This window comes from Burkholderia aenigmatica (assembly GCF_048627025.1).
Classification (GTDB): domain Bacteria; phylum Pseudomonadota; class Gammaproteobacteria; order Burkholderiales; family Burkholderiaceae; genus Burkholderia; species Burkholderia aenigmatica.
On the sequence record NZ_CP184470.1, the window covers coordinates 524,391 to 538,685 of the forward strand.

General features: G+C 69.8%; 8 protein-coding genes. 7 read left to right on the top strand and 1 reads right to left on the bottom strand.

Annotated features, from left to right (window positions below):
• Window positions 1-257: 257 nt before the first annotated feature.
• Window positions 258-1,256 carry a GlxA family transcriptional regulator gene (locus ACN8ZM_RS34745; RefSeq protein WP_420213276.1) on the bottom strand — a complete coding sequence of 333 codons (999 nt, stop codon included), beginning with the start codon at window positions 1,254-1,256 and terminating at the stop codon, window positions 258-260.
• 144 nt (window positions 1,257-1,400) lie between these two features.
• Here ACN8ZM_RS34745 and ACN8ZM_RS34750 point away from each other — a divergent pair, with 144 nt between their 5' ends.
• The 7 genes from ACN8ZM_RS34750 (at window position 1,401) to ACN8ZM_RS34780 (ending at window position 14,286) form a co-directional block, all read left to right on the top strand.
• A complete protein-coding gene (locus tag ACN8ZM_RS34750) occupies window positions 1,401-2,375 on the top strand; it encodes an NAD(P)H-dependent flavin oxidoreductase (RefSeq protein ID WP_043186790.1) in 975 nt (324 codons plus the stop codon).
• Between the two features lie 247 nt (window positions 2,376-2,622).
• Window positions 2,623-3,729: an ATP-binding protein gene (locus ACN8ZM_RS34755; protein ID WP_043186792.1), complete on the top strand. Its 1,107-nt coding sequence runs from the start codon at window positions 2,623-2,625 to the stop codon at window positions 3,727-3,729.
• Between the two features lie 8 nt (window positions 3,730-3,737).
• Window positions 3,738-3,881: a hypothetical protein gene (locus ACN8ZM_RS34760; protein ID WP_420213277.1), complete on the top strand. Its 144-nt coding sequence runs from the start codon at window positions 3,738-3,740 to the stop codon at window positions 3,879-3,881.
• Window positions 3,882-3,891: 10 nt separating this feature from the next.
• Entirely contained in the window at window positions 3,892-6,387 is a 2,496-nt protein-coding gene (locus ACN8ZM_RS34765) for a DUF5682 family protein (protein ID WP_420213278.1), read from the top strand.
• Between the two features lie 100 nt (window positions 6,388-6,487).
• Complete coding sequence (locus tag ACN8ZM_RS34770; protein WP_420213279.1) at window positions 6,488-7,612, top strand: vWA domain-containing protein; 1,125 nt, start codon at window positions 6,488-6,490, stop codon at window positions 7,610-7,612.
• The gene (locus ACN8ZM_RS34775; RefSeq protein WP_420213280.1) at window positions 7,609-9,855 is read left to right on the top strand and encodes an SWIM zinc finger family protein; all 2,247 of its coding nucleotides are present in this window, start codon (window positions 7,609-7,611) and stop codon (window positions 9,853-9,855) included. The genes ACN8ZM_RS34770 and ACN8ZM_RS34775 overlap by 4 nt, the downstream gene beginning before the upstream one ends.
• A 168-nt stretch (window positions 9,856-10,023) precedes the next feature.
• Window positions 10,024-14,286, top strand: a complete 4,263-nt coding sequence (locus tag ACN8ZM_RS34780; RefSeq protein ID WP_420213281.1) for a DUF4132 domain-containing protein — start codon at window positions 10,024-10,026, stop codon at window positions 14,284-14,286.
• Window positions 14,287-14,295 lie beyond the last annotated feature (9 nt).

Consider the following 14,295-nt stretch of genomic DNA (forward strand, 5'->3'; position numbering starts at 1 on the left):
CTCGCGGTTGAAATGCGGCTGGTCGGCCTAGCCCGCGGCAAAGTTCATTCCGGATCGGAGGCGGCGGGTCCGACGCCCAGACCGAGTCGATGAAAGGCCGCAGGGCGCCGCCGGGGCGGCGGCTGACGATCATGCCTTTTACCGTGTCATGAAGGGCGAACACGCCGATTCTACAAACGAATCGCGTGGGTGGGGGAAGGGAGGCGATGGCGAGCGGATGCTGACCGGTGGACTGTCATCCGCAATCCGCCGATCGGTCATTGTTGTGATTCCGCAGCGGGTCGAAAGCGATCGCGATACGCCCCCGGGCTGAGGCCGACCTTCTCCTTGAACAGCCGGCAAAATGAGCTCGTATCGCTGTATCCCACCTGGGCCGTGATCCGCTCGAGGCTGAGATCGCCGGTCTCCAGCAAACCGCGCGCGGCTTCGATGCGCAGGCTCTGCAAATACCGCAAGGGCGGCTGATTCAGCGCGGCCTGGAATCGGCGGATGATCGTGCGCTCGCTCACGCCGAGGTCATGCGCCATCGCCGACATCTTCACGTCCTTCGCCATGTTCTTCTGCAGCCAATGCTGTGCGCGGTGAACCAGCGAGTCGGCGTGCGTCTTGTCCGTCAGCAACGGGAGGTACGGCGATTGCCTGGTCTGGCTCACGTCGATCAGCATCGTCTTGGCGCACTGCGCGGCGATCACCGCCCCGGAGAACCGCTCGATGACATGGATGGTCTGCAGCAGGTAGGACGCTGACGCACCGGCACAGATCAGTCGATCCGCCTCGGTGACGACGGGTTCCAGTTGAAGGTCGACACGGGGAAACCGCCGGCGAAACTGGTCGGCCAGCCACCACGTGGTCGTCGCAGGCCGTCCGTCCAGGAGGCCGGTGTTGGCCAGCACGAACGTGCCGGTGCAGTTTGCCGCAAGGTAGGCCCCCGCGTTCCATTGCGAAACCAGCCAGTCGCATGCGGCAGACTGTCGTGCCAGCAACTGGTCGAACGCCTTGCCGCTCGCATAGTGCGCGCTGGGAATGAAAACCAGGTCGAACTGCTCTTGCGGCCGGATCGGCTCCGTGTTCAGTTGTAGCCCGTTGCTCGCCATGACGGGCTTCCCCGTCGGAGAAACGAACCGCCATTCGAACTGCGTATGTCCATCGCCCCGCTGTCGCCGCAAATGCGAGTTCGCAATCTGGAGGATGTCGGCGAACCCGCCCAGGCTGGAGGCGTAGCAATCGTCATACGCAAGGATGGCGGCGCGGGGCATGGCGTGTCGGATATCGCACTCAATGTGTCAGTTTAGCCAATGTACGGCAATCCGAACTGCGAGGAAACTGTCCAGGTCCACCGGGGGCCAGTCGCGTTTCCGGCTTGCGAAGGCGCTTTCGTCTCAACCTGAACCGAAAACATCATGAAAACCAGGATCACCGAACTCTTCGGCATCGACTATCCGATCATCCAGGGCGGCATGCACCACGTCGGGTACGCGGAGCTGGCGGCAGCCGTCTCCAATGCCGGCGGCCTCGGCATCATTACCGGCCTGACCCAGCGATCGCCGGCGGATCTCGCCGCCGAAATCCGGCGTTGCCGCGAGATGACCGACAAGCCGTTCGGCGTGAACCTCACGTTCCTGCCGACGGTCACGTCCCCTGACTATCCCGGCTATATCCGGGCCATCGTCGAAGGCGGGGTCAAGATCGTCGAAACGGCCGGCAACAACCCGCAGCCCTACCTGGCCGCGCTCAAGGACGCGCATGTCAAGGTGATCCACAAGTGCACGTCGGTTCGTCATGCGCTCAAGGCCGAATCCATTGGCTGCGATGCGGTCAGCGTCGACGGATTCGAATGCGGCGGCCATCCGGGCGAGGACGACATTCCGAACTTCATCCTGCTGCCGCGCGCGGCCGACGAGCTCAAGATCCCGTTCGTGGCCTCCGGCGGCATGGCGGATGGCCGGTCGCTGGTTGCCGCACTTTCGCTGGGCGCGGACGGCATCAACATGGGGACGCGCTTCATCGCCACCCGCGAGGCACCGGTGCACGAGAATGTAAAGCAGGCGCTGGTCGCGGCCACCGAACTGGACACGCGGCTGGTCATGCGCCCGCTGCGCAATACCGAGCGCGTGCTGCGCAATGCCGCGGTCGACCGCATCCTCGAAAAGGAAAGCAGGCTCGGGGCCAGCATCCGGTTCGACGATATCGTCGAAGAGGTCGCCGGCGTGTATCCGCGCATCATGAAGGAGGGTGCGCTCGATGCGGGCGCCTGGTCGTGCGGCCTGGTCGTCGGGTTGATCCGCGATATTCCGACCGTGAAGGAACTCGTCGAGCGCATCGTGAACGAGGCGACGGAGATCATTCGCGGCCGACTGGCAGGTATCGCGGGTTGATATCGACGTGAGACGCGAGATGCCGCTGGCGTTCGGTGACGAAGGTGGCGAACGAGCGGCGTCGAACGCGCGATGAGCAGCCTGTTGCGGTGTTCATCGCACCCACTCCATCGCGAACCGGTGCCCGCGATCGAGTCGCGCGATCGCCAAAACGCATGTTGACGGATCTTGTCGCCGCGCAGCGATATAATTCGCGCTCCGAGGGCATTCGAGCCCGACCGCGAATACAAGACAAGAAGAAGCAGACATGGCTCCGTCTCAACCGCATGCATTGCAGCGTCCGCCCGCTGAAGTCCTGTACGCCGATCAGCTCGCCGAGCTGAAGGCGCAGGATGGCGGCCAACCCCGTCCGCCGGGCTGGCAACTGAGCCTGACGGCCGCCCGTGCCTTCATTGCCGGCGATCGCTCGCTCGGCATTGCGCCGAAGATCGTCGCGCCGATCGCAAGCATCGAGCGCATGCTCGTCACGCTCGCCACCGGCCGCGGACTGATGCTGGTCGGCGAACCGGGTACCGCGAAGTCGATGCTGTCCGAGCTGCTGGCGGCCGCGATCAGCGGCACGTCGACGCTGACGATCCAGGGCGGCGCATCGATCACCGAAGACCAGATCAAGTACGGCTGGAACTACGCGTTGCTGATCAACGAAGGACCGAGCCCGCGCGCGCTCGTGCCTGCGCCGCTGTACCAGGGCATGCACGACGGCAAGATCGTGCGCTTCGAGGAAATCACACGCGCGCCGCTGGAGGTGCAGGACTGCCTGCTCGGCATGCTGTCGGATCGCGTGATGGCGGTGCCCGAACTGCATGGCGAACACGGGATGCTGTATGCGCGCGAGGGTTTCAACATCATCGCGACCGCGAACACGCGCGATCGCGGCGTGAACGAGATGAGCGCGGCGCTCAAGCGGCGCTTCGATTTCGAAACCGTGTTTCCGATTCTCGACTTCGACAGCGAACTCGCGCTCGTGCGCGAAGCCAGCGCACGCCTGCTGGCCGGCAGCGGCATTCCGGCGGCCGTGCCGCAGCCGGTGCTGGAACTGCTGATCACCACGTTTCGCGATCTGCGCGGCGGGACCGGCGACGGCACAGGCAGCGACGGCGCGATGGATCGGTTGACGGCGGTGATGTCGACAGCCGAGGCGGTGAACGTCGCGCATGCGGTCGGGGTGCGCGCATGGTTCCTCGAGCAACGCGAAGGATCGCCGCAGGATCTCGTCGACTGCATCGCCGGCACCGTCGTCAAGGACAACGCCGACGATCGCGCGAAGCTGCGCCGCTACTTCGAACAGAAGGCGGCGCGGCGCGAAGGGGCGCACTGGCGCGCGTACTACGCGGCACGCCACCGTCTGCCGTGACGCGCGACATGAAGGCGACCGATCACGGCGGCATGCCGGGGCGGGGACGGATTACGCCCGACGCGTTCGACGCACACGGCATGCACTGCGTGCACGGCGACAAGGGCAGGTCGGGCGCCATCGCCGGCGCCGCATGCCTCGACGTCCACTGACGGGCGCCGCATGCAGACCGAGACGTCCAGCAACCCGCACATCGTCGGCATCCGGCATCACAGCCCCGCCTGCGCGCGGCTGGTGGCCGAGCGTATCCGGGCGCGGCGGCCGCGCTACGTGCTGATCGAAGGGCCGGCCGACTTCAATGGCCGGCTCGACGAGCTGTATCGTCCGCACCGCCTGCCGATCGCGATCTACAGCTATCTGTCCGGCGATGCCGCACATTACGGCTCGTGGACCCCGTTCGCCGAGCATTCGCCGGAATGGCAGGCCTTGCAGGCGGGGCGCGAAGTCGGCGCGATGGTGCGCTTCATCGACCTGCCCGCGTGGCACGCGGCGTTCTCGCAGCGGGAGAACCGCTATGCCGATGTCGCGGACGCCGAACACGAGGCACGCGCCGACGCCTACGAGCGCGCGCTGGCGGACACGCTTGCCGTGCAGGGCCGCGATGCGCTCTGGGACCACCTGTTCGAGAACGTCGGCGAGACGCCGGACGCGCTGGACGAGCTCGCGCAGCGCCTGTCGACCTACTTCTCGCATCTGCGCGACGCCGATCCGGGCTCGCTCGGCAACCAGGCACGCGAACGGATGATGGCGCGCTGGATCGCGTGGGCCGTCGCCGAAGCCGGCGGGCGGGCGGACGACGTGCTGGTGGTCTGCGGCGGCTATCACGCGCCGGCGCTGGCACGACTCTGGCGCACGCTGCCGGCCGCGTTGCCCGATACGCCCGAACCCGGCGCGCTCGACGGCGGCGCCTGCACCGTGCTCGAAGAACAGGCTGAACAGACGGACGACGCCTGCGTGCCCGGGACGGATGCGAATACCGCCGACGGGGCCGCGCGCAGCGTCCGCTACGGTTCCTATCTCGTGCCTTACACGTTCAAACGCCTCGACGCATTCGCGGGCTACGCGTCGGGCATGCCTTCGCCGGCCTATTACCAGTGGGTCTGGGCGTACGGCGCGGAAGAGGCCGCGCGGCGTGTGCTCGAGAGCGTGATGCAGCGGCTGCGCGCGCGCAAGCTGCCGGTATCGACGGCCGACCTGATTGCCGTGCACGTGCGGGCCGAAGGGCTGGCACGCCTGCGCGGGCACGCGCGGCCGCTGCGCTGCGACTGGCTCGACGCGCTGGCCGGCGCGCTGGTCAAGGACGCGCTCGACGCGCCGCTGCCGTGGACCTATCGCGGGCCGCTGCGGGCCGGCACCGATCCGGTGCTGGTCGAGGCGATGGCGGCGCTGGCCGGCGACGTCGCGGGCGAGCTTGCGCCCGGCACGCCGCAACCGCCGCTCGTCGCCGCGGTGCGCGACGAGCTGGCCACGCTCGGCATCGTGCTGCGCGGCACGCTGACGCTCGACCTGCTGACCGATGAAGGTCGCGCGCGCAGCCGCGTGCTGCACCGGCTGGCGCTGCTGCGGGTGCCCGGCATCGTGCGCTGCCAGGGCGCGCAGCTTGCGATGTCGGGCGAGCGCGACGAGGTCTGGCAGCTCGGCGAGCCGCTCGAGCAACAGGCCGCGCTGATCGAAGCCGGCGCGTGGGGCGCGACGCTGGCCGACGCGGCGCGCGCGCGGCTCGAGGATGAATTGCGTGAGGCGGGCGGCCGCATCGCGCCGCTCGCGGACGGGCTGAACCGCGCCGCATGGGCCGGGCTGGCGGCACTGAGCGACAGCTTGCTGGGCACGCTGCACGACGCGGTCGCGCGCGAGCAGCGCTTCGAATCGCTCGCACCGGCGCTCGGGAATCTGCATACGTTGCTGCGTCACGGCCATCTGCTCGGCATGCACAATGCGCCGGTATTGCGGATCGTCGTCGAGGCCGGTTTCGATCGCGCGCTGTGGTTGCTCGAACCGGCCGCCGCGCTGGCGCCGGGCGATCTCGATGCCCATGTGCAGGGGCACGTCGCGCTGCGCCGGATCGTGGCCGACGTGCTGGCCGGCGCCGAGGGTGTCACCCACACGCCACTCGCGATCGAGCCGTTGCGCGCGCTGGCCGTCTGGCGGCGCAAGGCGGCCGATACCGCGGCGGCACCCGCGAGTCGCGGCGCGGCGCTCGGGGCGTTGCTTGATCTCGCCGCGCATGCCTGCGCCGAGGACGGTCAACCCGTCGCCGGCATCGACGATGCGATGGCGCTGCTGCAGGCGATGCCGGCCGCCGCGCTCGGCGATGCGCTCGGCGGATTGCTGGCGCTGGCGCGCGAGACGCTGGCGAGCGCGCCCGCGTTCGTCGCGGGCATGGATGCGACCGTGCGCGCACTCGACGACGCCGATTTCGTGCTTGCGCTGCCGGGGCTGCGCGGCGCGTTCGCGTGGTTGCCGCCGCAGGAGCGCGGGCGGCTTGCCGATCAGGTGCTCGCGCTGCACCAGGCAACCCACCTGTCGCGACGCGTGCTGACCGAGCGGCACGCGGAAGAGGCATCGCCCGAGGCGGCCGCGCATGCGGCACGCATCGAGGCACAGGTGCTGGGCCGCTTGCGGCGCTGGGGGCTGACGCCCGATCCGGAGGCATCGTGACGCGCCGATCAACGGGCCGCCGCGCGCCCGGCTTCTCCTTCCTTCACCCTGATGTCGCTCCGTCACGGCACTGCGCGACGCGGTTTCCACGAGTCCTGCCATGCCGCTGAACATTCCCGGTCCGCTCGAACGCTGGCGGCTGCTGCTCGGCGAACCGGCCGAAGCCGCGTGCGGCACGCCCGGTGCCGATGCACAGGCCGCCGATGCGGCGCTCGAATGGCTGTACGGCCGCGACGGCGACCGCGCGCAGCGTGGCGAGCGCGGTGCCGGCCTCGGGCCGTCCGCGCTGAGCACGCCGGACTGGATCAACACGATCCACACGCTGTTTCCGAAAGAGGTGATCGACCGGCTCGAACGCGATGCGGTCGAGCGCTTCGGTATCGACGAAGTCGTCACGAACCTCGACGTGCTGGAGCGGATCGAGCCGTCCGAATCGCTGCTGCGCGCCGTGCTGCACACCAAGCACCTGATGAATCCCGAGGTGCTGGCGGCCGCGCGGCGGCTGGTGGCCGAAGTCGTCCGGCGCATCATGGAGCGGCTGGCGACCGAGGTGCGGCAGGCCTTCAGCGGCACGCGCGACCGGCGCCGGCGCTCGCGGATGAAGATCGCGCGCAATTTCGACTACACGCGCACGCTGGCCGCGAACCTGCGCCACTGGCATCCCGAGCGGCGCAAGCTGTATCTCGACACGCCGGTTTTCAACAGCCGCACGCGTCGCCAGGTCGAGCCGTGGGACATCGTGCTGCTCGTCGACCAGAGCGGGTCGATGGTCAACTCGGTGATCCACAGCGCGGTGATGGCCGCGTGTCTGTGGCAATTGCCGGGCATGCGCACGCGGCTCGTGGCCTTCGATACGTCGGTGGTCGACCTGACCGCCGACGTGTCCGACCCGGTCGAGCTGCTGATGAAGGTACAGCTCGGCGGCGGCACGGACATCGCGAAGGCCGTCGCGTATGCGCAATCCTGCGTCGCGAATCCCGCGCGCACGGTGGTCGTGCTCGTCAGCGATTTCTACGAAGGCGGCAGCGGCTACGAACTCGTGCGCCGTGTGAAGGCGCTGGCCGAGAGCGGCACGCGCGTGCTCGGGCTGGCCGCGCTCGATTCGGCGGCCGAGCCTGCGTACGACCGCGAGATGGCCGCGCGGCTCGTGAACGCCGGTGCGCAAGTCGGCGCGATGACGCCCGGGCAACTGGCCGCGTGGCTCGCCGAGAAGGTGCAGGGATGAGCGCGCCGATGCGTGACGACCTGCTCGAACTGACGCCGGAGGCGCTGACCGCGCTCGCCAACGCCGGGTTCGTCAAGCGCGCACAGAAGGATGTCGCGGCCGGCGCGATGCCTGCGCTGGCGGTCGACGGCGACGGTACGGTGCATGCGTCGTTCGACGACGGCGTGCGGACCAGCCTGCCGCCGGGGCGGACCTTGCGCGACGCGGCGTGCAGCTGCACCGCGAGCGGCATGTGCCGGCATCGCGTGATGCTGGTGCTGGCCTATCAGGCGAGCACGCCGGCGAACGAAGCGGCCGAATCGGCTGCGTCGGGCGATGGACATGCAGGCGGGGACGGCAAGGCGGGGCAGGCCGATCCGCGCGACGAATCGATCCGCGATCCGAATGACGCAACGAACGGCGAAACGCGCGACGGCCCGGACGATGCGTCATCGGACAACGACACGAACGGCACGTCGTCCGCGGATCGCGCATGGAGCCCGGCCGATTTCGACGATGCCGCGCTGGCGGCGAGTTTCGCGCCGTCGGTGCTCGAACAGGCCGCGCGCCTGGCGGTCGCGCGCCCCGTCGTGGCCGTGCAGCCGTGGTCCGACGCGCAGTCGTCGCCGATTGCACGCCTGCCGATGTGCACCGTGCGGTTCTTCTCGCGGCGCTCGCTCGCGCATGCGCGCTGCGACTGCCGGCAGGGTAGCGGCTGCGCGCACGTCGTGGTGGCCGTCTGGGCGTTTCGCCAGGCCGGTACACCGGCCGACGGCGCAACGGAGACGATCGTCGAGGTGCGCCCGCCGGCCGGCAATGAAGCGGAGAGCGACGACGACCGTTCACCGCTGCGCGACGACGCGGCGCGTGCGTTGATCGCCGACCTCGACGGGCTGGTACACGCCCTGTGGCTGGACGGTTCGAGCCAGCCGCCGATCGCGCTGGCCGCGCGCGTGGAGTCACTGCGCGGCCGTCTGCGCGAGCGCGGCTGGCAGTGGGTCGACGACGCGCTCGACGAAGCCTGGCAGCTCGTGCTCGCGCAGCATGCGCGCAGCAGCCGTTTCGAGCCGCTGCGGCTCGTGCGCGTGCTGGCCGAACTGTGGGCACGCCTGCGCGCGGCGAGGGGCGCCGCGACGCAGCCCGACAGCGCCACGGTACCGGCCCGCCAGATGCTCGGCATCGGCGTGAAGGGCGAGGTCGAACTCGATCATCTGCGGCTGGTGTCGCTCGGCGTCGAGCTGTGGGCCGACGAAGCGGAAGAGGGGGCGAGCGTGCTGTTCGCCGATCCCGATACGCAAACCGTAATGGTGCTCACGCGAAACTGGCCGCGTGCCGCCGACATCGCAGCCGGCGGCCGGGCGCCGGATCTGGCCGGACGCCGTGTCGCGGGTTTTCCGCTGCGGCAGATCGCGGCCGGGCAGGTCGTCACGAAAACCGCGAAGCGGCGCGCGAACGGCGCGGTCGACATCGCCGCCGGCGTACGACAGACGGGCGTGCTGCCGCTGTCACCGAAATCCTGGGACGATCTTGCCGCGCCGATCCGCCAGCCGGGCATCGCGGCGCTCGTCGCGCACCTGCGTGACGCGCTGCCCGATTTCGTGCGGCCGAGACAGGCGGCGAATGGGGCGGCGGCCGGTGCGGCCGGGTCGCTGCACGTCGTCGCGTTCGAGCCGATGGTCGTGCGGTCGGTTCACTGGGATGCGGCCGCGCAGGTGCTTCACGCCCGGCTCGCGCACGGCGAAGCCGCGACAACCGGCGTGGACGGCGACGATGTGCTGCACCTCGCGCTGCCGCATCGCGCCGTGGCGCCTGGCGCCGTCGATGCACTGGCGCGCGCGCTGGCCGGCGAATGGGGCGGGTTGCGCGCACTGGCGGGCACCGTGCGCCTGCATGCGGGCACGGCCGTGATGCGGCCGCTGGCCGTGCTGACCGCACAGCGCGCCGTCGTGCTGCAGACCGAAGCGACGGCGCCGCAACCGCTGCCGCTGGCCGGCGGGCGCGCGCCGTTGCCCGAGCTGGTCGCGCTCGCGGAGGATACGCTGGCGCTCTTGGCCGAGTGGCTGCGCCAGGGAATGCGCCATCAGGGTGGCGGCGCGGTCGAGCGGGCGCGGGCGCAGGCCACCCGGCTGGAGCGGGCCGGCCTCGCTCACGCGGGCCGCCTGCTGCGCTTGCTGGCCGACGGCCTGCGGGCCGCGCAACCGGCGTCGCTACTGGCGCAACTGGGTTCGCTGACGTTGCTGCTGCTGGGCATCGTCGAGCAATGACGGCATGACCGTCGACCGGGCGAGCAGGTCGCGCCCGACATCGCGAGTCGTCGTGCAGGATGCACGGATCGCGGGATGAATGAACGAGAGGGCGTCGTGGCTGCCTGGCGGCCACGGCATGCAGGCGCGGCATCGTGCTGCGTCGTCGATCCGAGTGAGAGGGAACGGATGCGTCGTTTTGAACTGATCGAAGGCAATTCCAGCAAGTTCTGGGAAGTGGAGCAGGACGGCTCCGGGCTCAATATCCGCTGGGGCCGCATCGGCACCGCGGGCCAGAGCCAGACGAAGTCGTTCGCGGACGACGCGAAAGCGCGCGCCGCGCTCGACAAGCTCGTCAAGGAGAAGACCGGCAAGGGCTACGCGGAAGTTGCGGTGGCGGCCGGCGCCAGCATCGGCGCGACCGCCGCGAAGCCGCCGGCCGCGGCGCCGTCGGCAAGCTCGTCCGTGGTGTCGGAGGCATCGACAGATGCAGAACCGGCGGCGAGTACGCAACCCGCGGCGGTGACGGCGGGGAACAGCGCGGCGCCCACGCCGTCGCCCCAGCTGGCCGCATCGACACCGACTTCTACGACCACTTCCACCACCAACCCCGCCCCCGTGCCGCCCGTTGCTGCCGAAAGTTTCGATGCCCAGTGCGAGCGCGTCGTCGAGACCATGCGCGCGGAGATCGCGAACGGCGACATGAAGCCTGGCGAGCGGCTGACGGTCGCTGCGATCAAGCGCCGCTACAACGTCGGTGACCAGGGCGCCGCGATGGCGTTCGACCTGCTCAAGGCGCGCCGGTTGCTGTATGGCTGGGGAACGTCGGCCGCCGTGCACGACCACGCGCAGGCGACCGCCGTGGCGCTTGGCGAGGCGGTGGCGACCGAGGCCGCCGCACCGGCGCCCGCAGCGCCCGCGGTCGCCGACGCCGGCGCGCCGCCGTGGCTTGCGCACGGCGACCCCGTGCGCCTGTCGCCGCAGATGCAGCGCGAAGCGTTTGCATCGCGCCGTTTTCCCGTCGAGGTGACCGTGCTCGACGTGCGTGCCGCGTGGCTGAAGATCGAAGACAAGGACGGTTACTCGATCGACATCGGCGCGACCGACGCGGCGCTGCGCCCGGCCGTCCAGCGGATGCTCGACCGGCTGGCCGCGCGCACGCCGATCGCCGGGCCGGTGGCGGATGCCGAAGCCGACGCGGCGCTGTTCGCGCTCGCGATGACCCTGGGCGACTATCACGGCGAAACCACGATCGGCCGGCCGGTCGTCGGCTACCTGATCGCGCAATACGGCCTGACGGGTGCGATCGACGTGCTGCTCGACGCGTTGAAAATCCAGGTGCACACCGACTACGACCGTCAGGCGCAGCGCCGCGTCCATCGTTTCACGACGAATGTCGAAGGCCCGGTGCGCGGTAGCTGGCGCGGGCCGATCTTCGGCGGCGAGGCGGCGCTGCGCGAGTATCTCGCCGCCGCGAGCGAGGCGGACTGGCAGGCCTGCGTCGACAGGATCGAGGCCGCACTGCCGGCGCTGCACCCGACCCGCCAGCCGATACCGGCACTGCTGCTGCCCGACGCGCCGCACGTGTCGAATGCACTGGCGCGCCGGCTGGGTGCGGAGCGCAACGTGCCCGAGACGCTGCACTGGATGCTGCTGACTGCGACCGACCCTGACGCGATCGCGATTGCCGCGAAGATCCGGCCCGACAGCTTTGGCTATTCGTTCTGGGGAATGTCGCGGATGGTCGCGACCGTGTTGCGCGAGCGCGGCGCGGCGGCGTTCGATGCGCTGGAACGCGGTGCCGCCGACGATGCGGCGGGCGATGGGCTTGCCGCGATCGGCACGCCCGACGCGGTGGCCGCGCTGGGCAAGGTCGCCAGCGGGTCGAAGGGCGCGCTTGCACGCCTGTCGCTGGCGCTCGATCGCTGGCCGGTGGCGGGCATGGTCGCGCTGTCGCGGCTCGTGGCCGCGGGCGGCAAGGATGCCGGGCTGCTGACGCCGAGCCTGACGCGCCTGCTGCGCGCGCAGGCGGCGCAGGTCGACGGGCTGCGGCCGTGGCTCGACGCGCCGGCACAGGCTGTGATCGACAAGCTGCTCGCGCTGCTGGCCGGCCCGGTCGACGTTGCATCGGCCGACGAATTGCCGGGCGTGCTGGCCGCGCCGCCGTGGCTTGCCGCGCGACAGAAGAAGGCCGCTGCGCTGACGCTGGAGCCGCTCGAACTGGCAGCGATCGAATGCTGGGATGAAGCGAAGCGCAACCAGGCGAAAACGCCTGGCCAGTGGGAGGCGAAGCGACTTGCCGAGGCGGCGAAGAACACGTTGACGCTGGTTGCCGGCCTCGGTTTCGAGGCGAGCAAGAAGTACTACGGGCCGCTCGGCGAGGCCGCGGCAAAGGCGATCCGGCAAGGCGACGCACCGGCGTTCGTCGCCGCGTGGCGCGGGATGATCGACGAGCGCAAGCGCGAGCGGTACTTCTGGTACACGTTGCGCGCCGAGTACCTGACGCTGTTGCCGGCCGCGGTGGCGGTCGATATCTGGAATGCGATTGCGGGCGATTTCAGCACGGCGGGCGTCAACATGATGATGGCAACCTTCGGCTTGCCCGCGTTGCCCGGCCTCATCGCAGCCGTGCGCAGCAAGCCGACGGAGAATTTCGGCGGCGCGCTGAACTACGGCGCTGTCGAATGCGCGCCGATCGCGGCACGCGCATTTGCGAAGCTGAAGACGTTGCGCGACGAAGGCCGTACGTGGCTGCTGAAGTTTCCCGAGCATGCGGCCAGCGGCCTGATCGCGCCGTCGCTCGGCAAGCCGGGCGAAGCACGCGACTGCGCCGGCGCCGCGCTGCGTTTGCTGCAGGCGAACGGCCACGAGGCGCTGCTGATGGACGTCGCCGCGCGCTATGCCGACGACACGGTGCAGCAGGCGGTGCGTGCGGTGCTCGACGAGAGCCCGCTCGACCGTTTCCCGACCAAGCGCAGCAAGCTGCCCGAATTCTGGCAGCCGCGCGGCTGGCGCCGGCCGGTGCTGAAGAACGGCAAGGCGTTGCCGGACGACGCGCTCGACCATCTCGGCCAGATGCTGACGTTCCCGACCAATGAAGAGATCTACGGCGGCATCGACGTCGTGAAGGACGCGTGCACGGCGGAGTCGCTGGCCGACTTCGCGTGGGACTGCTTCAACGCCTGGCTCGATGCCGGCGCACCGGGCAAGGAAGGCTGGGCGCTGACCGCGCTGGGCCTGTTCGGCAACGACGACACCGCACGCAAGCTGACGCCGCTGATCCGCACGTGGCCCGGCGAATCGGCGCATGCTCGCGCGGCGACCGGCCTCGACGTGCTGGCCTCGATCGGCAGCGACGTTGCGTTGATGCTGCTCAATGGCATCGCACAGAAGGTCAAGTTCCGCGCGCTGCAGGACCGCGCGCGCGAGAAGATCGAGGCGATCGCGGAAGCGCGCGGGCTGTCGTCCGAGGAACTGGAGGATCGCCTGGCGCCGGATCTCGGGCTCGATGCGCAGGGCACGATGCTGCTCGACTTCGGTCCGCGCGTGTTCCAGGTCGGCTTCGACGAGACGCTGAAACCGTATGTGCGCGAGACGGGGGCCGACGGCGTGCCCGGCGCGCGGCTGGCGGACCTGCCGAAACCGAAGAAGACCGACGATCCGGTGAAGGGCAAGGACGCGGTCGAGCGCTTCAAGCTGCTGAAGAAGGATGCGCGCACCATCGCGAGCCAGCAGCTTGCGCGGCTCGAGGTCGCGATGTGCGGACGCCGCCGCTGGACGCCCGAGGTGTTTCGCGCGTTTCTCGCCGAGCATCCGCTGGTGCGCCACCTCGTGCAGCGCCTCGTGTGGGGGGTGTACGAAGTCGACGACGGCGGCAACTTCGGCGGCACGCTGAAGGCCTGTTTCCGCGTGGCGGAAGACGGCACCGCAGCCACGGCCGACGACGATGCGTTCACGTTGCCGGAAGGCGCGACGATCCGCATCGGTGCCCCGCATGCGCTGGAAATCGCGCCGGCCGATGCCGCCGCGTTCGGGCAGGTGTTCGCCGACTACGAACTGCTGCAGCCGTTCGCGCAGCTCGGCCGCGACGTGTACCGGCTGACCGACGATGAGCGCAACGGGCGGTTGCTCGAACGCTGGAAGGGCGTCAAGGTACCGACCGGCAGCGTGCTCGGGCTCGTCAACAAGGGCTGGCGCCGCGGCCAGGTGGAGGATGGCGGCTGCATCTGGTATTTCACGAAGCCGCTCGGCGCCGGCAAGGTGATCGAGCTGTCGCTCGATCCGGGGATCATCGTCGGGGCGATCGACATGTATCCGGATCAGGCGCTCGGTGCGTTGCAGGCCGGTGCGCCGTCGAGCTGGGGCAGCATTCGCGAGCCTGATGCGCTGTCGACGCTCGACGAGATCTCGGCCAGCGAGTTGATCCGCGATCTGGAAGGGATGCGGGAGTAACGCGCGCTT